13 protein-coding genes are annotated in these 20,469 nt (G+C 64.4%); 7 read left to right on the forward strand and 6 right to left on the reverse strand.

All coding sequences use genetic code 11. The annotated features are described in order from the left end of the window. Positions 1 to 402 precede the first annotated feature (402 nt). Together ABD301_RS11635 and ABD301_RS11640 are read right to left on the reverse strand one after the other, a co-directional pair. Positions 403 to 2,154 carry an SIR2 family protein gene (locus ABD301_RS11635; protein ID WP_163568856.1) on the reverse strand — a complete coding sequence of 584 codons (1,752 nt, stop codon included), beginning with the start codon at positions 2,152 to 2,154 and terminating at the stop codon, positions 403 to 405. Between the two features lie 215 nt (positions 2,155 to 2,369). After that, complete coding sequence (locus ABD301_RS11640; RefSeq protein ID WP_344309710.1) at positions 2,370 to 5,126, reverse strand: AfsR/SARP family transcriptional regulator; 2,757 nt, start codon at positions 5,124 to 5,126, stop codon at positions 2,370 to 2,372. Between the two features lie 277 nt (positions 5,127 to 5,403). Between ABD301_RS11640 and ABD301_RS11645 the strand changes: the two genes are divergently transcribed. Then, positions 5,404 to 6,054, forward strand: a complete 651-nt coding sequence (locus tag ABD301_RS11645; protein ID WP_163568859.1) for a hypothetical protein — start codon at positions 5,404 to 5,406, stop codon at positions 6,052 to 6,054. Between the two features lie 353 nt (positions 6,055 to 6,407). Continuing rightward, positions 6,408 to 6,599, forward strand: coding sequence for a hypothetical protein (locus ABD301_RS11650; RefSeq protein ID WP_344309712.1), 192 nt, complete (start codon positions 6,408 to 6,410; stop codon positions 6,597 to 6,599). A 217-nt stretch (positions 6,600 to 6,816) separates the two neighbouring features. Here the strand turns inward: ABD301_RS11650 and ABD301_RS11655 are convergent, their stop codons facing one another. Further along, complete coding sequence (locus ABD301_RS11655) at positions 6,817 to 7,041, reverse strand: hypothetical protein (protein WP_344309715.1); 225 nt, start codon at positions 7,039 to 7,041, stop codon at positions 6,817 to 6,819. 815 nt (positions 7,042 to 7,856) lie between these two features. Between ABD301_RS11655 and ABD301_RS11660 the strand changes: the two genes are divergently transcribed. Next, entirely contained in the window at positions 7,857 to 8,624 is a 768-nt protein-coding gene (locus ABD301_RS11660; RefSeq protein WP_344309717.1) for an RNA polymerase sigma factor, read from the forward strand. A gap of 42 nt (positions 8,625 to 8,666) precedes the next feature. Here ABD301_RS11660 and ABD301_RS11665 read toward each other — a convergent pair whose 3' ends face one another. The 3 genes from ABD301_RS11665 to ABD301_RS11675 form a co-directional block, all read right to left on the reverse strand. Further along, a complete protein-coding gene (locus tag ABD301_RS11665) occupies positions 8,667 to 9,485 on the reverse strand; it encodes a competence protein CoiA family protein (protein ID WP_344309719.1) in 819 nt (272 codons plus the stop codon). Positions 9,486 to 9,803: 318 nt separating this feature from the next. Further along, positions 9,804 to 11,063, reverse strand: a complete 1,260-nt coding sequence (locus ABD301_RS11670; protein WP_344309721.1) for a sensor domain-containing diguanylate cyclase — start codon at positions 11,061 to 11,063, stop codon at positions 9,804 to 9,806. A gap of 470 nt (positions 11,064 to 11,533) precedes the next feature. Further along, positions 11,534 to 12,904 carry an MFS transporter gene (locus tag ABD301_RS11675; RefSeq protein WP_344309723.1) on the reverse strand — a complete coding sequence of 457 codons (1,371 nt, stop codon included), beginning with the start codon at positions 12,902 to 12,904 and terminating at the stop codon, positions 11,534 to 11,536. A gap of 582 nt (positions 12,905 to 13,486) precedes the next feature. Between ABD301_RS11675 and ABD301_RS11680 the strand changes: the two genes are divergently transcribed. The 4 genes from ABD301_RS11680 to ABD301_RS11695 all read left to right on the forward strand — a co-directional run bounded on the left by ABD301_RS11680 (position 13,487) and on the right by ABD301_RS11695 (position 20,447). Then, positions 13,487 to 14,014, forward strand: coding sequence for a hypothetical protein (locus tag ABD301_RS11680; RefSeq protein WP_344309725.1), 528 nt, complete (start codon positions 13,487 to 13,489; stop codon positions 14,012 to 14,014). Between the two features lie 1,274 nt (positions 14,015 to 15,288). Further along, the gene (locus tag ABD301_RS11685; RefSeq protein ID WP_279580591.1) at positions 15,289 to 15,699 is read left to right on the forward strand and encodes a pilin; all 411 of its coding nucleotides are present in this window, start codon (positions 15,289 to 15,291) and stop codon (positions 15,697 to 15,699) included. Further along, positions 15,696 to 17,597 carry a TrbL/VirB6 family protein gene (locus ABD301_RS11690; protein ID WP_344309728.1) on the forward strand — a complete coding sequence of 634 codons (1,902 nt, stop codon included), beginning with the start codon at positions 15,696 to 15,698 and terminating at the stop codon, positions 17,595 to 17,597. Before ABD301_RS11685 ends, ABD301_RS11690 begins: the two co-directional genes overlap by 4 nt. A 9-nt stretch (positions 17,598 to 17,606) precedes the next feature. Further along, positions 17,607 to 20,447: a PrgI family mobile element protein gene (locus ABD301_RS11695; protein WP_344309730.1), complete on the forward strand. Its 2,841-nt coding sequence runs from the start codon at positions 17,607 to 17,609 to the stop codon at positions 20,445 to 20,447. The last annotated feature ends 22 nt before the right edge of the window (positions 20,448 to 20,469 follow it).

Below are 20,469 nucleotides of genomic sequence, written 5' to 3' on the forward strand. Positions count from 1 at the left end.
CTGCTGTCGTCGAAGGTCATTGTTCAGAGATTCTCAAAAGTGCCAAGCTTTTTGTAAAACTTTGGTGCCACGGACCGCCGTGTCGCCAGTAATCATTAGAATCTTCCAGTAAAAACTCCAACACCCCTCCTGTCACTGTTGTCTGCTGAGCCAGCCCTCGACAATCTCCGAACGGCCGACCCGCGAACCTCGTACGGCCATTCGTGATACTCCGCGTCTTCGCCAAACAGCGCCTCAAGGGGTACGCCGGCGCTGCTGTCTCCCACTCGTGTAGGTACTTCTTGACCCAGGATCCCACCTGCGCGCGCGTTGTCATTTGGTTCGTCCTGGCTCGTGCTCCGTCCTGGCCACGTCATAAAGACTGGGGTTGCGAGATTCCCTCAGCCACGAGCAATGATTGGTTCACTGAGTGGTTGCCCAGCGCCCGTATTCGTCGGGGTACCAGTGGTCGCTGCTGGGGAGCATGCCGGCGCTGACGGCCGGTATTGCCGAGTATGCAGCGTTTTTGGCCCATGTCGCGTATTGATTGTCGTATTCCGTTTGGGCAGCGGTTAGCCGCTGGGCGTGGCCGTCGAAGAGTCCTGCCTCGAGTAGATGCAATTTATCGCCTTGTTCTGCGAGCTCTTGCGTTAGCCAGGCCGAGGGTATGGGTGTGTACTCGTCGAGTCGTCCGGTGGACCGAATGTGTGGTACGTCGGAGCCAATGCTGAGGTTATCTTGGACCGCTTCGTCTGTTTTGGAGACGAGCCGCAGATATTCGAATCGTTCCCAGTGGTCGGCGTAGGCGGTTGTCCCCAGCGCGAGATGGCTGGTGAAGATTGGCAGCAGTGAGTTGTGGAGCCGTCTCGACGCAGTCGCGTGGGACATAGTTTCCTGTGGACCGAGGATATGGCCGACCTTGCGGAGCTTTCCTGTGCGCGGGTCGACAGTCGTCGGTTCGCGGAGCAAGCGGACTACGAGAGGCCATCGTTCGGCGGCTGTCGCCGCCACACCTGCTGCGTACAGCATCATGGTTGCTGGTGCGCGTACGAGATGTAGGAGGGACGTCGAGCCGCTTTGGGAGACGGGACGCGCTAGTCGTTCGATATCAGCAAACCACCACCGGTCTGTGTCTGCATTTCCCCAGTAGACAGTAGTTGCGACGAGTGCGAGCAGGACCTCGATGCCTGTCTCCAGTTGGGCGAGTCTGTGCTCATGTTCGTACTGGACGTTGGGGGCGTCCCAGCGCTCCGGAATCAAAGGCGCCAAGGTGCGTACGCGTTCGAATTCGGTGCGGATGAAGTCGTGTAAGGGCACAGCGACTCGGGCTCCGGATAGCGAGCGTTTTGCTGTTGCTACGGCAATCGCCGTAGTTGCGGGATGTTGGCGTTCGGTGTCGGCTAATGCATCTGTCGTGTCGGCTAGTTTGCCGAAAAATGTGTCCGCATCGGCGTGAATGTAGACACCGCTTCTCTGGAGGCGAAGATCGTTTGCCGTCTCTCCGAGGGGGAAGGGGTCGGCCCAGTAGGTGCCGAACCTGCGGGTTGTGCAGCGTGCCAGAGCTTCGCGTAGCGCAGTGTCCCAGGTTGCAGACCAGCCGGAGATGATCAAGCCGTACTCGTCGAAGATTCGATCGAGCAGACCGTTCAACTGCGGAGGGTAGGTGCTGAGTTCCTCGGCCGTGTTGAGCATGCTTGCCGGACTGAGGTAGTCACCGTGTAGGTGAACTACCAGACACCGGAGGGTGTGGAGAGGGGCTAGGCCAGCGATGTCGGCGGGTGCGGTGACAACAGTGGGTTCGATGCCTTCTTCGCGCAGCGCGGCTTCGGTCAGCCGATCGAAGTTGATCGTGATAATGACTCGGACTAAACCACTTGTGACAAGCCTGGCAACGGCTGCATGGGCGGCGGTCGGGAGCTTGCTGCCCTGCTCGCGTTCGTCCTCGGTCGGTTCGAAATAGCCGCGTAGGAGCGCCTGACGTTCCAAGGGCGTACGTGTGAGTGTGTCCAGGAGATCGTCGTACGTTGACAGCTTGCCAAATCGATCGCGGTACCAGTCGAAAGGATCTGTTGGCGTAGCTCCCTCGGTCTGTGCCACTTTGAGGATCAGATCCTCCTGTACTGCCCACGCCGATGGCACATCTGCGGCAATCGATACTCCGGCGCCAAGCAGCACCGCGTACGCACCAGGACTACTGCGTAACGCAAATCCCAAGGTCACATACGGTTCGATGTGAACCACCCCCCCCAGATAAGGCTTTAGGCCAAGTTCAATAGATGGTGTCCGAAGCGGTTGTCACCGGAGGCCGCCTGTTGCCAGGCGACGGTGACTCTGATGTGGATGCCGAGCATGCGGGCCAGAACTGCGGCAGGTACCTCGGGGGTGATGCGTCATTGCTCGGCTCGCGCGATGGTGGCGAGTGTGGTGCGGATCTGGTCGGCATCGGGGTGGTTGAGTTCGACGAAGATGGTTAGGGCCTTCTGGTAGGCGGTGAGCGCGTTCTGGTCGTCGCCGGCGCCGTGCTGGATGTCGGCGAGGTGGGTCAGGGTGGCTGCCATGCCATGTCGGTCGCCAAGTTCACGGAACATGGCGACGGCCCGCTGGTAGCTGTTGATGGCCGCGGTCTGGTTGCCGAGGTGGTGGTGGATGTAGCCGAGACTGTCCCAGGTGTGTGCTTGGCCATCGCGGTTGCCGAGCCGTTCGTGCAGGGCCAGTGCCTGTTGGCACCTGTCGCGAGCCTGGTCGTGGTCGCCGAGTTGGGCATGGTGCCAGCCGACCGCGTTGACGGCGTCGGCTTGACCGACCAGATGACCGGTCGCCTGGTGCAGCAGGAGTGACTGTTCGGCATGATCGAGGGCTCGAGTTTGGTCGTTTTGTCGCCCCCACACGAAGGCGAGCGTGTAGTGCGTGCGGGCTTGGCCGGCCAGGTCGCCTGTTTTCTCATAGAGGGCGAGCGCCTGTTGGAGCTCCGTGTGAGCCTGCGGATAGAGGGCTAGTTCGGTGTACGCGGCCGCGAGGTTGCGGTGAGTGCGGGCCTGTACGGCCGGGTTGCCGAGGCGGTCCGCTGCGGTGACGGCAGTGCGGCTGGTGGTGACCCAGTCGTTCCAAAGGCCGCGCCGGTCCAAGTAGCTGAGCAAGGCCCAGGCCAGTTGCCAGGTATGCGCGTCGTATCCGGTCGCGGCGGAGTGCTCGACGGCTGCGAGTAGCACATCGTGTTCTGCGGTAAACCACGCCAAAGCCTGGTCCGGATCGGCGAAATCCTCTTTGATCGTGTCCGATCGCGGTGGGTCCAATGTGATCGAATCCCGGGTGGGATGGAGCACGCGGTCGGCGCCATACGCGGCGTGCAGGTAATAATCGAGCATTCGGCGCGTGGCCTGCGGATCTTCGTCCCTTAGTTCTGCGGCGTAAGCGCGGAGCAGATCGTGGAAGGCATACCGTCCGCGGCGATGCTCGACGATGAGGTTGGCGTGGCTCAGTTCTGTGAGTGACTGGTGTACGGCCGTAGGCGACACGCCGGCGAGACTGGCGGCCGCGGGAACCGTGATGTCCGGGCCGGGGTGGTGACCGAGCAACCGGAACAGTCTGGCCGTCGGTGGTGTCAACGCCCGGTAGGACCAGGAGAAGACCGCGCGTAGATCCGAGTTCGGGTCATCGCCAGCCAACAGGTCGAGGCGGTGGTCGGCCAATTCAGAGGCCAGGACATGCAGTGGCAGGTGCGGCTGCAGTGCGGCCCGAGCAGCGACCACGGCCAGCGCGAGCGGTAGGCGTGCGCAGCGGGTGATGATGTCCGCGACAGCCGCCGGCTCGGTCTGGACGCGATGTTGGCCGAGGCGGTTTATCAATAGCCGTACGGCATCCGTTTCGGACAGCAGATCGAGGGACACCGGTCGCGCACCGTCCACCGCGACCAAGCCGGTGAGTTGGTTGCGGCTGGTCACCAGGACGAGGCAGGACGGCGTGCCCGGCAGGAGCGGCCGGACCTGCGCGGTGTCGCGCGCGTTGTCCAGCAGGATCAGCAGCCGCCGACCGGACACTTCGCTGCGATATCGGGCCGCCCGTTCATCCAGGCCAAGCGGAATCCGTTGCGAGGCAACGCCGAGCGCCTCCAGGAAGGCACGGATAGCGTCGGCCGGATCGAGCGGTCCGGCCGGGTCGAATCCACGCAGGTTCACGTACAGATGACCGTCTGGGAATCGGTCGGCGATCTGGTGGGCGCCATGCACCGCCAACGCGGTCTTGCCTACCCCCGCGGTGCCGCCGATCGCGGTGATGAGCACGGTGCCATTGGCGTGCGCCTGGTTGGTCAGCGCGGCCAGTTCGGCTGCTCGGCCGGCGAACTGCGGAACCGTCGGCGGCAACTGATGCGGTCCAGTCGATGCGGTGATCCGTGGCAACGGCACGGGCGGCGCTGATCCGAGGTGGCCACGCAACACTTGCTGGTGTGCCGCTTGCAGTTCGGCACCGGGGTCGGTGCCCAGTTCGTCGACCAGCCGCTGCCGTACGGTCGTATAGAGATTCAGAGCGTCACCAGTCCGACCGGTGGCCGCGAGCGCTTGAATCAGCGCGCCGGACACCGACTCTGCTAACGGAAACTCGCCCGCCAGCTCAGTCAGCGGACCGACAGCCGCGGTCGGGTCACCGATCCGCACCTCGACCAACCCCCACGCGACCATCGCGTCGACATACTGTTGACCTAACGCGAGGCGGGTTCTGGTCACCCACGAACCGGACAGGCCGGCCAGCGGTTCACCTCGCCACAGCTGCACCGCCGCACGCAGCAGGGCAATTCGTTCAGAGTCGGACCCGGACATGCGGGCCTGGCTTATGAGTTGTCGCATGTGCAGTGCGTCGATCGCGGCGGGTGCGGCGTCCAGCAGGTATCCGCCGGACTGGTGCAGCAGGCGGCAGTCATTTCCCGCATCGGCCAAGATGTGCCGAATCCGGGAGAGATGAGCATTCAGGCTGTTACGTGCTTCCTGGGGAGGTTCCTCACCCCACACCCGGTCAATCAGGACCTCAGCGGAGACAACTCGGCCCGCGTCGACCAGTAGAGCGGCCAGGACGGTGCGCTGCCGCGGCTGCCCGGCGTCCACCCGGCGTCCAGCAGTCCAGATTTCGACCGGTCCCAGCAGCCGAAACTTCATTGTCCGCCCCTGCCATCGCCGTGTAACCAGCACCGCAAGGATTTCACAACCGCGCCAACCATCGGCCGCAGCGATCCTGCTCACGTGACCGAGAGGACGGTGAGCTGAGCCAGTTTGCCGGACTTCCGCCGATCCCGGCGGCAGTTTGGTGATCCGGGTGTCGGGAAGGAAAGGCAAACCTGCCCGACGCCGTCGAGCTGAACGCATGTCCCAGGTGGCCGATCGGCCACCCGCACTCCAAAAACAGAGGAAGACGATGAACAGAAGGACTCTACGCGTGCGTACGGTGCTGATTGCGTTGGTTGCGGCGGGAGCGACGGTAGCCGCCTGTCAAGGCGCGTCGGCCACGACCGTGCCAACTTCGAAGTTCGCGACGGCTAACTCCACATTTGTGAACTCGGCACCCATGCACCTGGCCTCGGCGGTAAAGGTCGTCGGCGCCGCAGACGCGACGGGTGAGGTGCCGGTCTTGCTGTCCGACGGCAGCAGCTTCTCCGTGCCGGCCAGCAGTGTCACGCGCGTGCTGCATCCCGATACCACCGGTATTGCCATGCGCCGGACCTCCACTGGCATGGAGCCCGACATTACCGTCAACGGGCCTTGCGGCAGTTCCAATATCTACGTGCATGAGAAGTCGAACGGTCACCCGGTCAAGATGACCACTGGATTCACCATCAGGAAACCACTGCCGCCGGCGGTCTCGTACAAATGGCGTGCGGAAATCGACCGGTACAACGGCGGCTACGACTACTCGTACTCAGCCTCCGGCGGACTTGCATTCCGCTACTCGTGGGCCGGTGGACACAGTAGCGACGCCAATTATCCCAGTGGTTACTACGAAGCCTTCGTAACGTACGGCTTTGCTCAGCTTGCCAATGGGCTCGTCTGCGTCAGCGGCGATCCGTACGCCGCACTCACCTACCTCTAGCCAAACCTGGAGCGCGGTACGAACCTCGACTGAGCAACGACGCCATTACCCGAATCGGACGCATGTCCGATCGGTGGTGTCGCGAAGAGACTTGCTCTGCGTGCTCGCGTAATGACAAGATTATTACTTGGTCCCCGCCGACTCTCCCCGTGGTCGGCGGGGACTTTGTTGATCTGCTTTGGGGCGACGCCGTCCGGCGACCAACCCGTCCCGGTTGCGATCTCGCTTCGACTCGCTTGCCGGTGATCTCGCCGGGCTCGTGGAACTAGGCTCCGTTGCCAGGCTCAGGGGCATCTGACGCCACGTCGTGAACGTGCGCCGCTGGTGGAGTCTTGTCGTACCGTCCTGCAACCATGACCGGCATGCGCGTCGTACTCGCAGGCAGTGTCCAACCGGGCATGCGCCTGGCCCGTGGGTCCGAGATCGTCAGCCGCCAGTTGCTGACCACGAGCCAGCGTGTGGTCTTGGTTCTACATACCGGGGAGCGGATCGAACTTGATCCCGATCAGCCAGTCACGATCGTTGGCGATCCACCTCGAAGCTGATGGATGCGCCCCGCGCTGCGCGGGACAGGACGGGCGTTCAACGCTAACGGCGTACGGGTCGTCGAGCGTCAACAGCAACTCTGCACGAGCAGGTACGCGGACGCTTCCAGTGGACTGCGTAATCGAACACATGTACGAGAAGATGGTGTCTGGCCTCGGCAACCTTCGACGGCACCTCGTGCGTACGTATGAACCACCTCGCAAGGTGTGGGTGCGGTTAGAGCAGGTATTCGCCAGTGGACTGGGCGGCGGCAAGCAGAGCCCCGCGATTGCCCGGTCGCGAGGCTTGCGGTTGCGGCCCCGCGTCCCCGGACTGCAACACGCATGGGTGCGTACGACGAACGGCGCATGGATGGCCGTTGTCAGCTTCAGTCTCGTGGCTGACGCTGTCGGCGAGATCAATCTTCGCTACTTGCTGCGGGCCGAGATGATCGAGCCGCATCGGCGAATCCGTGCGCCCGGATGCCTCGTGAGGCAAATGTGTCGACACGTACGCGTCAATGGCGGCGGCATCGAGTCGCGAATCGCTCCGGCCGTTACCCGTCGACGGTGGCGCGGTTCGTCACAATGCTGCGCACGTACGCCGTAGGGGCGGTCAGTGTGTCAACTCGCCCGGAGAGTTCGGCGAAGGAATTCTGCGTCAGATCCTCAGCAGCCACGCTGAAGGTTGGGCTACGCCAGTCGCATCTTAGGCGAATACCTGCGCAAGTAGAGAACCTGGAACACGTCTCCCTCGACCGCGAAGGCCGGTCGGCGCCAGCGTCCGTCCGCGACTGTCTGCCCACTTTCGCACCCTGTCAAGCGCGACTGCGGGGAGGTTCGGTCGCATGTTCATGGCGGGTTTCAAATCGGAGAATACGTAGATGGACGCCAGGTGACGGTACCGCCAAACGAACACCCGGATGGACGGTCGATCAACACGGCATTGAACTGGCTGCTCCAAGTATGGACATAGCAAGTTCGGTGCAGCCGTGGCAATTGACGTAAGGCATCACAACCAGTGATATTCGATTTTGTGCATCTGTACGGCTGAGGTGAGTTAGTGAGACGGATCGGGCCTGGTTGAACAGCGAGGTCAACGTCTGAACCGCCTACGCCATTCGATCCAATTTATTAAGCGATTCAGGGGGTTGTTGAACACCTCTTCAACGTCCCGGCCGTAACCATGAGTGTGCAATTTTTGTGTTTCGGCCCTGTCTTCATCGACGGCGACCGGTTGCAATCGGCGATCGGCAGTTGTCGAGGAGGACCACGAAAATGGCGCGTGCGAGGCGTTCCGCCGCCCACGAGGCGGCCTTTAGCCCATCGCCGTTGGACGTAGCTGAACGTAGTTTTCGGCTCATGCTCGAGGGGCCTGAACCGCTCTCGATTGACGGCGCCGCATTTGGCGGTTGCCTCCCGGCCCGTCGTATCCCGTTGGACGAGTTAGCTGATGGCCTCATGGTGGTCTGGGTGGATCGACGCATGTGGGCTGCGGTCTGGCGCCAACTCATCGCTCGTGCCCGTGCTGGCGACACGAGTTGGACGCTTGGATGCGTCGGTGTCGCACTACCCGGCCTGCGGCGTCGAGCCGATGCTCTTGCCCGGCAGGCGGCGCACCTGGACAGCGCAGACCTCGACGCTGAGCTATTAGCCGGCTTTCTGACCTCGTTGAAAACTGGCGATCTCGACCTGGAGCCGCAACCGATCGTGCGGTTGCTGGCGGACGCCTACAACGCTGGCCGCCGCTATCTGCGACGCAACCGCGCGGCGGAAGTCGTCGTTGAGAATCTTGGCGAGGACGGCATTGACGACTCCGTCGATGTGGACCACAGTGCCCAGCGGGCGCGCCAGTCGCTACAGGCGGCGATGTCTGTTCTGAATCCGGCTGATGCTGAGTTGATCAGACGGACGCGGGTCGACGGCGTGTCGATGGCGGTTTGCGCCCGTGAGGCGGGGATGAAGGAATCCACGATGTTTGTCCGCCGCTGGCGTGCCGAGGTACGCCTTCGGCAACTGTTGCCCGCGCCGAGATCGGGGGAGTAGCAGGCGCGCCGCGACTGGGTCGCCTTTTATGAGTCCGGTACGTCATCGGCGAGGCCACGGCAACAGTTGTCTCCACCAAGGCCGGCGATCGCGTTCATGGGTGACCACGAGCCGCGGTTCTGTCCTGCACGGATGAGATGCCGGGGCGACGGTCCACGGCGCGGTCCGTGGAGATTCTGGGCTGAGACGTGGCGCAGGTGTGGCAATGGGAATTTGTGATGGCGCGGACCACGGCGTTGGTGCGGTGGGTTCGGTCACCGCAGGTACGTCGATGGTCGTTTCGGTTGCTGTGCGGTCGGCCTGTATGCCGTGGAGCGCTTGCACGTCTTTCACCCGAGCCCAGAGGCCGCGTCGGGCCAGAACGCCGGGCTGATAGTAGCGGCGGCTGCCGTCGAGAACTTCTCGGAGGAAGTGCTCGACGTCCATCGAAGCGGTGACGAACCAACCTGCCGCATCCGCGGGTATGTGCCGGGGACGCTCAGATGCTCGAAAGGCGACGTTGGCGAACACTTGGATGCGGCTGTGATCGTTGAGTTCGTGGTCGAACGGTTGGTGCCATGGTGTGGGACCTGGTGCGTACGGTCGCCGGTCGTCGACGACGCGGAATCGGACGGCCGGCTGATTCCATAGTGCGTCGCGAAGCTTGGGCGAGTCGAGCTTGGCGTCGTCACCAATCAACCAGCACACCCTGGCATCGGCTCGCTCGCGGGTGGCCGTCCGCTTTGTGAACGAGGTTTCGCGCAGCTGGACCTCCAGACAGAACTGTGCCTGGTGGACGAATACGTCGGCATGGGTCGGCGGATGCTCAGGCGTCGCTTCGTATCCGAGGTGTTCGACGATCTTGGCCAGCCTGGTCTTCATCCACCGATGCTGCGCAGACTCCGGGCCGCCACCGCCGCGGGGGATCCAGTGATCACACTTTGAGGTCGTGACAAACCGGAGGTGGCGTGCCCTATTCCTAGCGTTGACAGCGGTCAGCCGGATGTCGCAGCCAGGTTCTGGGCACTCAAGCCGGGGACGTGGGTCCCGGCACATGAACGCCCAATCCTCGTCGTGCTCGACCCAGAGCGTTCGCCGCTGAGGTGCGTACGGCGAGCGTGCGTGGCGTTTCGACCCCAGGTGATGTCCGTCCATACCACCTTTATGCCACGAGCCACCGACAAAATACGGAGAGTTAACTTAGTTGGGTGCGGCGACAGAGTACGCAACGACTTGATTACGACCTTGGGTTTTGGCACGGTACATCGCCGTGTCCGCGGCGTGAAGAATGTGGTCGATCGCTACGGCCGTGTCCGGGTAGGTGGCGATGCCGATCGAGGCAGTAACCCCGGTGATCACGTGAGTGCAGCCGTCGATGCTGGTGGTGACGATGAGCTCGGCGACGGCGGCGCGGATACGCTCGGCGGCTGCGTGGGCGGCCTCGGTATGCATACCCGGTAGCAGGACGACGAACTCCTCGCCGCCAAATCGGCCGATCGTGTCGTACGCGCGGGTTTCGGTGCTGATCGCGGCGGCGACGGCATGCAGGACGGCGTCGCCGGCGAGGTGGCCGTGGGCGTCGTTGACCTTTTTGAAGTGGTCGAGGTCGATCAGCAGGACGGCGAAGCGTTGGCTCTGGCGTTGTGCGCGGGCGATTTCGGTGGTCGCGCGGGTGCGCCATTCTGTGTCGTTGAGCAGGCCGGTTTTGCCGTCGTGAGTGGCCAACTCGGTGAGTTGACGCATCAGGACGCATCGGTGCAAAACGATCACCGGCAGCAGGACGAGCACCGCAGCTGCGGGGTGAGCGACCAGGAGCAGGGCGGCGGCGCCACCAAGGCAGAGAGTGGCGATCTCCAGGGCGTTGTCGGCTAGTGACCCGTACAGGGGAAGGAAGGCTCGCTTCGGGTTCTGGAGCTTCAAACCGATCATGATCAACAAACTGTTGACGCCGGTGAATGCCGCGATCGCCGCGCCGATCGCAACCACTGTCGCGAAACTCGTGTGGTCGTGATCAGTGGTGCCGAGCGTGCTGCCGACGCCGCAGGCGCGAAGTACGGGAGACACGGTCAGGCATGCGATGACCATCGTCGCAGCGCTGAATACCACCCGGTAGGTGGGACGAGTGCTCATCGTCCGCCAAATTCGTAGCCAGAGATGCCCGTAGATGGCAACCGTCACCAAAGCCGCCAGGGCCGGCGGGAGCAGCAACGCGCCGGCGCCGATCCACACCGAAGTCATGTTGACGTGCGGCGTCTCGGCCACGTAGCGACGGATTCGCTCGGTGCGCCGGGACAACTCAGCCTGGGCGATCCCGATCGCAACCAGAACCATCGCCCGGGACCAGTCCACCATGTTCACCGTCGTCATCGAGGCAGCTGCAGACGCGAATAGCGTCAAGATCACCGCGGCGACTTCAGTCCCTAGGTAGTACGGAAGCACCCCCCTCGGCGCGGTACGCATGGCCCACCGAGATGTTCGGCCAGCTGAGATTTCTGCTCTGCCCATATCTGCGCCCCCATGCTGAGTGAATACGCTTACAGGTCTGGCCGTCGACACCACGCCGGAATGCAGCTCTTGGCGCTCGTGCACGGTGCCGTTGGAGTGGTCTTGCGCGCTGCAGAACTACGCGCGCCGATGCATCTCACCAGAAATCGCCCTCCGTACATAATTGGCTTCGCTGTGTTACCTGGACACAGTATTGCCTGCCCAGAGACCATGTGAACAGCGCCGATTTCCCTTCGGGGCTTCGTGGTGGAAGGGAGGGTCGAGCCATGCGTGGAAAGGAAGACTAGGGCGAACGTCGAGGTCAGAGTCCTCTGCGCTCTGACCTGACCAAACGGCCTTATCGGCGGATCCGCACAGCGCCCGCGCAGTCGGGCGCTTCGGTGCTGCCAAAAACCGGGGGACAATGTCGGTCACGACTCCCTCCGTTAAGTGGTTCTGGGTTGGGCGACAGCGCCAGCCACTCGCGACCACGCGAGTGCTCCAGCGACGCCCAATCCAGCTCCGACTACGGCCGCGCATCCCAGCGTCGCGGCGGTCCCGGTTACCTGCGCAACGGCGCCGGCGACCACGATGCCCAAGCCCTGCACGGCCACCAAAGCCGTGGACAGCAATCCAGACACCTGCCCACGCACGCCGTCGGGCACAGCCCGGGTGACCATCGCGGTGGCCTGCATCTGGTACGGAGTCGATAACAATCCGCTTGCCGCGATCAGCGCCACCGACCACACGACGCCCGGACGAGCGAGTAGCCCGATGAGCGGTACTCCGGCGCCGGCCGCCAGCCAGCCGGTCATCTGCGGTTTCCACGCGGCCGGAACCCATCGCGCGTACGCCCAAGCGCCGACTACCGACCCGATCGGATCTGCGGCCAAGAGCAGTCCAATTACAACGGAGCCACCACCAAGCTGCGCCGCATACGGAGCGGCAAGACCTTCGGGCAGGACGTACAGACCGGCGAGCATCTTCAGTCCGAACAACACCGCGCCGCCGGGGACCGCCCACACCGCCACTGCGCCGGCGCCTACCCAGGACAACCAGGCACTGGATTTAGGACCGGGCGCACAACTGGACTGAGCGGACACCTCGCGTTCCTGCAGCTCAGCATGCTTGCCGCGGAACCTGCCAGCCGCAGGTGCTGGCCGAGGGCGTACGCCCCACCAGACCAGCAACGCCGAGGCGAGAAATGTCATGGCGTCCGCGACCAGCGCCCAGTACGGACCGATCAGCGCGATCACCAATCCACCGACCGCGAAACCAGCTACCTGCGCGGACTGGATAGTGATATTGCGGACCGCGAGCCCCGCGACATACAACTGCTCATTCTGGTCGTCGTCACGCCGATCGACCGCGGATGAACCACGCCGACGACGGTGCTCAGATCCGCCGGAAAGTACGGCCGGCAGCAGTGCCAGTTGCGCAGCTCGCGCCGGCCCGCCGGCGATGGTCAACGCGATCAGTAGGACACACAGCCACACGAATGGCATCCCCGGGATCGCCATCGCTGCTGCCACAGCCATCCGAAAGATGTCGCTGACAACCATCACCCCGCGACGCGGGAAAACATCCGCGAGCCTCCCCAAAAGCGTCCCGCCCAGCACGGTCGGGAGATAGGTCAACCCGTACGCCAACGCCGTCAGCCCCGCAGACGAGGTCCGCTCGTACACCAGCACCGACAACGCCACTCGCGCCAGCTGGTCACCGGCCTGAGACAACGCCTCCGCTGCCCACATCGCCCGGAATTCAGCAACACCTAACGCCGCTATCAGGCCGATACTCGCGTCCTTACCTGCGGACACCGAAGATTGACGTGGAACAGAGCTCGAGCCAGGACTATCCGGCTCCTGCCCAGTCTTCGCACCTCGCGCCATGCCTAGCCCCCGTTCGCCTCGCCGCCATTCGCGATGCGCCGCCAGTCAGGCCACGGCTGCACGCTGCCGGCGGCTGAGCTGACCAAGAAACCGTATCCGGCTTGTCGGGTCTTGTCTGGATAACAGCGACAATGGTCTTCGAATCGCGCGATCCGTGCGCACCTCGACCGCCAGTCCTGTTCGGAAGATGACAATCCATCGGTGGCAGGAATTTCAATCTGCCGGCGAAGCGCGTCGCCGCGGGCAGGTCGGACGAGTCGATCCCAAGAATCTCGTTGCGGGCTGCCGTGTCGAGTCTCTGCTGGATCCGTGAGAAATCTGCCCAGGTCAGCCATTGGACAGATCTTGAACAGTTGATCGAGATGGGCGCTGAGCAGGGGCTTTGGCTCGGCGGTGACCGTTGCCAAGCGCGGCCTGACTGTAGTAGCAAGGACCCAGGACAGCTGTCTGTAGCCAACGGGGGTGTACAGAATGCGTCACCAGTCTGCGTGGGCCGTACTAATAGTGGCGATGACGGTCGCGTTTGTGTCGGCGTGCTCGTCAGCCGGATCTCCGGCAGGCACGTCGTCGCGTCCGACGTTTGCTGGTTATCCTCCGTCTGCGGTCGCGCCGTCGCCGACCCAGTCGAGCGCGCCCGAGCAGGCGGCATTGTCTGCTTGGAGCGGACTGTGGGCGGCGCTGGCGCGTTCGGCAGAAATTCCCGACTACGACGGCAGACTGTTGGACGACTACGCCACCGGCGACGCCCTCACCATCCTTCGAGGAACCCTCCAGGAGTGGCGGCGCGAAGGAATTGTCACGAAAGGACGCCCAGTCCAGCATCCGCAGGCCAAATCTGTCTCTCCAGCAGGGAATCCGACCACGGTGACATTGACCGATTGCGGAGACTCAACCACCTGGCTGCGTTACTACGCGAAAACCGGAGACCTGGTCGCCGGCGAAAAGCGTGCGCGTCGGAAATTCACGGCGACTGTAAACCGGGCTGGCGGTGGCTGGCGGGTGAGTGAGTACACGATCGGACCAGCGAACTCATGCTGAGAAGACAGCATTTACGGCTCATTGCGGCCGTTTCTGGTGCGATCGGCGGAATCTTGGTGACCACAACCCCCGCGTGGGCCGATCCGTACGGCGGGGCCTCATGTCACGAGTCGCCGACCCCGCAGTGCCGCGTCGTCGCTGGCGATCGACCCGTTCCCGGCGAGAATCCGCCGCAGCCCCCAATAAATGAAGGCCGACCTGCTCAGAGCGTCACCCGACCAAACCAACAACCGGACAATGTGCCAGGAGTGCGACCCGGCTGCTATTTCCGCGAGGCGGATGGATCAGAGCTTCCCCGTCGCCGATTGCCCGACTGCGGATTCCCGCCAGCAGCGCCAGCGCCAGCTGATCCTTACGCATTGGCGCAGGAGGCCGTTTCCCGCCTTCAATTGCCAGCGGTTCGTACGGGCGCGAGTCCGACAGGGGTAAAGCTGGTCCGATTGCCGGTATGGCTGTGGGTCAGCCGCGACTCATGGCAGACCCAGACCGCCACGGCGAGCGTTCCGGCCTTGACGGTCACAGCGACAGCACGTCCAGTGGCGGTGAGTTGGTCAATGGGAGACGGCGGCTGGCTGACCTGCCACTCACGAGGAACACCGTGGACACCGGCACGTGGCGGAGCCGCGGCGTCACCGGACTGCGGATACATTTACGACAGTTCGTCAGCTGGCGCGCCATCAACGCGCTATACGGTGCGCGCCACCATCCGTTGGCGGATTAGCTGGGCCGGCGGCCCGTACTCCGGAACTGAACCGGACCTCTTCGCATCGGCGACGACTAGTTGGCAGGTCGCCGAATCGCAAACCCTCATCAGGTAGCCATCGATCCCGCGCACATAGCGCCACACCAGCGGACCTCATGTCGGGTCTATTGGCGTGGCGCTTTTGCTGTCGTAAGGCGCAACGACGCAGGCGACGGGTTGGACAGTTCATGAACCGCTAGACGACACTCGGAAAATCCTTCCTTTCTCTCGCTTCGCGGAAATGCGCATTCATCGACCCTTTTGCTGCGCTCGCGGCGTTCTTGTGTCGCCGGCTTCAGTCGTGAATCTCTTTGTGTCCGAAATTTTCGTTGATTGAAGCAAGTAAAGAACTGAGGGTCTCCGTGGCCTTTGAGGGTGTAGGCGCCCAGTCGCCTGCCGGCCCGTGTCGGGGAGCGCCGCGGTGAGATATCGACATTTCTTTTGTCACCTAAAAAAAGGAGGAAGCGTCGCGTTTTGCTCCCTGGCACCGGGTTCGCCTTAGGCGCTCGGTCATTCAAGGGGGTGAGCCCCGATGCGCCCCTCCTGCTCACAGAAATTCAATTCGCTCGTTCGCCGTACAGCTCAACGACGCGGCTGTCGCCTTGCGGCGACCGTTGGCGCTGTTGCTCTATTTGCCGCTGCGGTCGCGGTGTTTATCGACGTGTCGCCGGCTTTTGCCTTGGATAAGCCGCCAGGTCCGACGGCAGACCAAAAAGAGCTGATCGGCGTGATTGACCGACTGCGGCTTGCGATCATTGTTCTTCTCGGGGCGCTGGCCTCATTGTTCTTGACGATTGGTGGCTTTCGCTGGCTCTCGGCTGGCGAGCCGGGCGAGGTCGAGAAGGCGAAGTCGGCCCTGAAGGCCGCGGCGGTCGGATACGTGATCGCGGCCTTGGCGAAGGTCCTGTTCGACATTCTGTACGCGGTGGTGTTCGGATCATGACCGGGCAACGGAGAGCTGGCACCACGCCAGGGGGCAATGCTGGGCGGCGAGGTTTTGTCGTACTTTTCGCTGGGCTGGCAGCTGTGCTGGCCGCGGTTCTGTTGGTTTTCGTCGCACCGGCCACGGCAACGGTCCTCGATCGGTTGAGGCCACCTCCCGGACCGACAACGCAGCCCATGCCAGCGGCGGCGAGTGCACCGCAGGTGAAGGCGCCAGCGCCGCAGAAATCCGCGACTCCGTCCATCACCCCGGCGCCACCTGTCGCGCCGCCGTCGTCTTCTGGGGGAGGGGTGCCCGGTGACCTGCTGTCGAGCGCGATTTCGGCGTGGTTGTTGTCGGTGACGCTCGGGACGGGTCTGCTTTTCCTGTCTCTGTTGGGGAAGTTCTCGGCGTTGACGCCGGATGTGACGGCGTTGTCTGACGTGTCGACGATGTGGTCGACGTCGCAGGTGGTCGCCAACGCTTGTTTCGTTCTGCTGATCGTCATCGGCGCAGCGACGGCGATGGGATACGAGACCGTTCAGTCCCGTTACACCGTCCGTGAGATCGCGGTCCGTCTGGTGGCGGCATTCTTGTTGGCGAACCTGAGTTTCCCACTGTGCTCGCAAGCGATCCGATTCTGCAATGCGCTCACCTTGGCGATGTCGAGCTCGGTGACGCCGGCGGTTCTTGGTTCAGTGCTGCAGAACATCGGAGCGCGGGCGTTGTTCACGCCGGGGATCGCCGTAGTGCTTTTGGTATTGATCATGTTCGTCGGCGTCTTGCTGCTGACGATCACGATGTTCGTCCGTGTCCTGTTACTCATCCTTCTGATCGGTGTCGCGCCGCTGGCCTTGACTTGCCATGCCCTGCCGGGTGTGGAGTCGGTGGCGATTTGGTGGTGGCGGGCCTTCGCGGCCTGCTTGGGGACAGGGCTGGCGCAGGGGGTGGTGTTGACGGCGGCGACGCCGATTTTGTTGTCGCCGCCGAACAATCTGCTGTCGCTTGGGACCTCGCCGATTTTGAAGGTCCTCGCCGCGATCGTGATTTTGTGGCTGCTGTGGAAGATCCCGTTCTGGTGTCTGCGTACGGTGCGCAGCAGGGCGCCGCGGTTGCGGATTTCTCCGATGCGGTATTTCACCGAGCGGCTGGCCGATCGCGGGCTGCGCTCAGCGTGGCGCAGGGTTTTCGGTAAAGGCGGAGGCGACGACTCCGGATCCGACAACCGCGGGCGTTCGTCCCGCGGCCCGAGTAGCGGCCCGAAAGGCCCCGGCGGAGGTGGCCCCCGTCCCCGCAGGACCGGCCCCAGGAACTCCGGCGCAGGTTCGCTGACCGGTAATCCGGTGCGCGGCAAGATCAACCAGAACGGCGTTTGGCGCAATGTCACGGATTCCGATGCCAAGCGACAGGGCGGTCGCTGGGGGTTGCCCGGTCTGGGCAAGCCCGTGACCCGTACGGCGAGCGCGACCGGCAGCGGCACACGGGCAGCATCCGCGAAGGCGGCCGGTGCGACAGCGGCGAGGACCGGTGTGAAGGCCGGTGCGGCGGCCGGCCTCAAATCCACTGCCGCTGGTGCCGCTGGGTCGGTGGGAACACCGGTCGCTGGTGTCGCTGTAGCGGCAGGCATGTCGGCGGCCCGACGCGCGAAGCGCGGTCGCAGCGGATCCGGTTCCCTCCCAATACCGCCGCCAGTACGACCCAGGCGATCAACAAGGCCATCGTCCGGGCCGCCTCGCGCAGAACAGGCGGCTTCCAACGCTCCTTCCGCTACTGCGGCGCCGCGGCGACGCGTGACGGCGAAACCGACGCCGCCACCGGGCCGATCCGCGGGGAGTAGCCGGAGTTCGCAGACGGCCCCACCCACGTCCTCTCCATCGTCGCCGTCGTCGGGTGCGCCTGAGCGCGCTCCCGGGAAATAGAGGCTGTCCATGTCTGAGCAGCGTGAGATCCGTGTCCCGATGCCGGCCGATGTGGATCGGCCGGACCGGATCGCGTTCGGTTTGACGATGCGCCAGTGCCTGATCCTGGGCGGGGTCGCCGCTGGCCTGTGGGCGGCGTATCAGGTGCTTGGCCACGTGGTTCCGGCGTTGGTCGCGTTGGCGGTGGCGATACCTGTCATGGGACTGGCGATCGTGATCACCCTGGGCCGGCGCGGCGGGATGAGCCTGGACCGGTGGCTGCTGGCCGCCGCAGCGCATTTCCGTGCGCCTCGCCGCCTGGTGCCCGCCGACTCGATGCCCCCGATCCCGGCCTACGGACGCGGTACGCAGCTCCGCGGCGCTCGCGGCCGGCTCGCGGCTCTGACCGCTCCATACCAGGCGATCCACCCGAACGGGGTGATCGATGTCGGCGACGCTGAGCTCATCGTCGTAGAATGCGCGCCGGTGAACTTCGCCCTGCGTACGGCGGAGGAACAGGAGGCGCTGGTCGGCGCAATGGCCCGCTGGTTGCATTCGCTCGACCAGTGTTCGGTCCAGATCTTGGTCCGCTCCCACACCGTCAACTTGGCCGGCATCGCCTCCGACGTACGCGAGCAGGCCGCTGCGGCGGTGCACCCGGCGATCGAGTCGGCGGCACGGGATCACGCCGACTTCCTTTCGGCGCTGGACGCTGAACAAGAGATCCTGACGCGCCAGGTGTTGCTGGTGATCCGGGACCGCCGGCGCGGCCGGGTTCTGGACCACGCGGCCGAGGCGATCGCCTCGCTGGGTGCCGCCGAGGTCGCCGCCCACGTACTGCCCCCTGGCGACGTCGAGGAAGTGCTGCGATCGGCGGCTGACCCATTCGCGCCGCCCCCAGAGGCCACCGTCAACGACGCAACCACCAACTCCCGCCGGCCGCCACGGCCAGATCCGCGATCGGATACACGGTGGTCAGGCGTCGGCTCGCGGCCCAGGGTCGATCGCTCGCGGGCGTGGATAGGTGGCCCGCATTGCCTGGAGATTGGGGCGGACGCGGTACGGGCGGGGGACGGGTACGCCACCAGCCTGGCCGTGACCGGGTTCGCCGGCGAGGTTGGTCTTGGGTGGCTGGAACCGCTGCTCGCCTGGCCCGGCCGGATGGACGTGAGCCTGTTCGTCGACCCGATGCCGGCCGAGGTCGCGGCGACCCGGCTGCGCAAGCAGCGGTCCCGGCTGGAGTCAGCACGCCGTACGCTGGCCGACCGCGGCAGCCTGGACGACCCCGAGGTCGACGCCGCGGCCGGCGACGCCGCGGACCTGGCCGCGCGGCTGGCCCGCGGCGCCGCACGCCTTTACCGGATGGGTGTCTACCTGACCGTACGAGCGGCAGCCCGTGAACAGTTGACCGCAGACGTGACCGAGGTCCGATCGCTGGCCGCCGGCGTACTGATGGACGCCACGGTCTTGACTTGGCGGCAGGGTCAGGGCTGGGCGACCGCGCTGCCGCTGGCCGCCGACGCGATCGACCTGCGGCGTACGGCCGACACAGACGCGGTCGCCGCAGCGTTCCCTTTCGCCTCACCCGATGTCCCGATCGACCCTGGCGGAGTGCTGTACGGGGTGAATCTGTCCTCACCGGGGATCGTGACCTGGAACCGGTGGGCGCAGGACAACCACAACTCGGTCATCCTTGCGCGCTCCGGCGCGGGCAAATCGTTCCTGGCCAAGTTGGATTTGATGCGCTCGTTGATCGCTGGCGTACGCGGCCACGTCATTGACCCGGAGGATGAGTACGGGCGGCTGGCCGAGCAGCTCGGCGGGACCGTGGTCCGACTCGGCGCCGACGAGGTGCGGATCAACCCGTTGGAACTGCCCCGCGCCGGCGGCCCGGATGCGTTGCGACGCCAGGCGTTGTTCGTGCACTCGCTGATGGCGGTCATGTTGGGGGAGCGGATCGACGCGCTTTCCACCGCTGCTCTGGACCGCGCGATCCGCGGCACCTACCACCGCGCCGGCGTCACCCGCGACCCGCGAACCCACACCCGACCCGCCCCGACATTGCTCGATCTTGCCGCGATGTTGCGCAGGGACAAGGATCGCGCGGCGGCCGGGTTGCTCGCGCGGTTGGAGCCGTGGATCAACGGCAGCTACGCCTCGCTGGTCGCCGGGCCGTCAACCGTGCACGCGGACGGGCATCTGGTGGTGTACTCGATTCGCGACCTGCCTGAAGAATTGCGGCCAGTCGGGATGATGCTCGCGCTGTCCGCGATTTGGCAGCGCGCCAGTGACACTCGTTGCCGCGACCTCGTGGTGGTCGACGAGGCGTGGCAGCTGCTGGCCTCGACTGAGGCCGCGAGCTGGCTGCTGAAATTCGCGAAACTGCTCAGGAAACGCTGGGCCGGTCTGTCGCTGGTGACCTCCGATGTCGATGACGTGCTGGCTACCGACATTGGTCGTCGCGTTATCGCCAACTCGGCCACGCAGATCCTGATGCGCCAAGCCCCGCAAACCATCGCCACCGTCGCCGACGCGTTCCGGCTCACCGCGGGTGAGCGCAGCATGCTTCTGGCCGCCGCATGCGGAGACGCACTCCTGCTTGCCGGAAATGTGCGCGCTGCTTTCCGTTGTATAGCAAGCGAAAACGAGTACTGGGCCTCGACAACGAACCCAGCTGAACTCGCCGCGCTTGCCGAGGCAGCAGAGTCGGACCCCGACTCGCGCGTGGACGCGTGGGGCGACGGCGGCGATCTGAACGAGTTCGCCGATCTCTCCACCGATGACGGCTTCGAGTACTTCGACGACGACGATCCGGACGGCCGCGCTGTGGACCGAGCTGTGGATGACCGCGATCAGAACACTGGGAGGTGAGGTCGGTATGGGACGGATATTT

This window comes from Fodinicola feengrottensis (assembly GCF_039530045.1).
Taxonomy (GTDB): Bacteria; Actinomycetota; Actinomycetes; order Mycobacteriales; family HKI-0501; genus Fodinicola; species Fodinicola feengrottensis.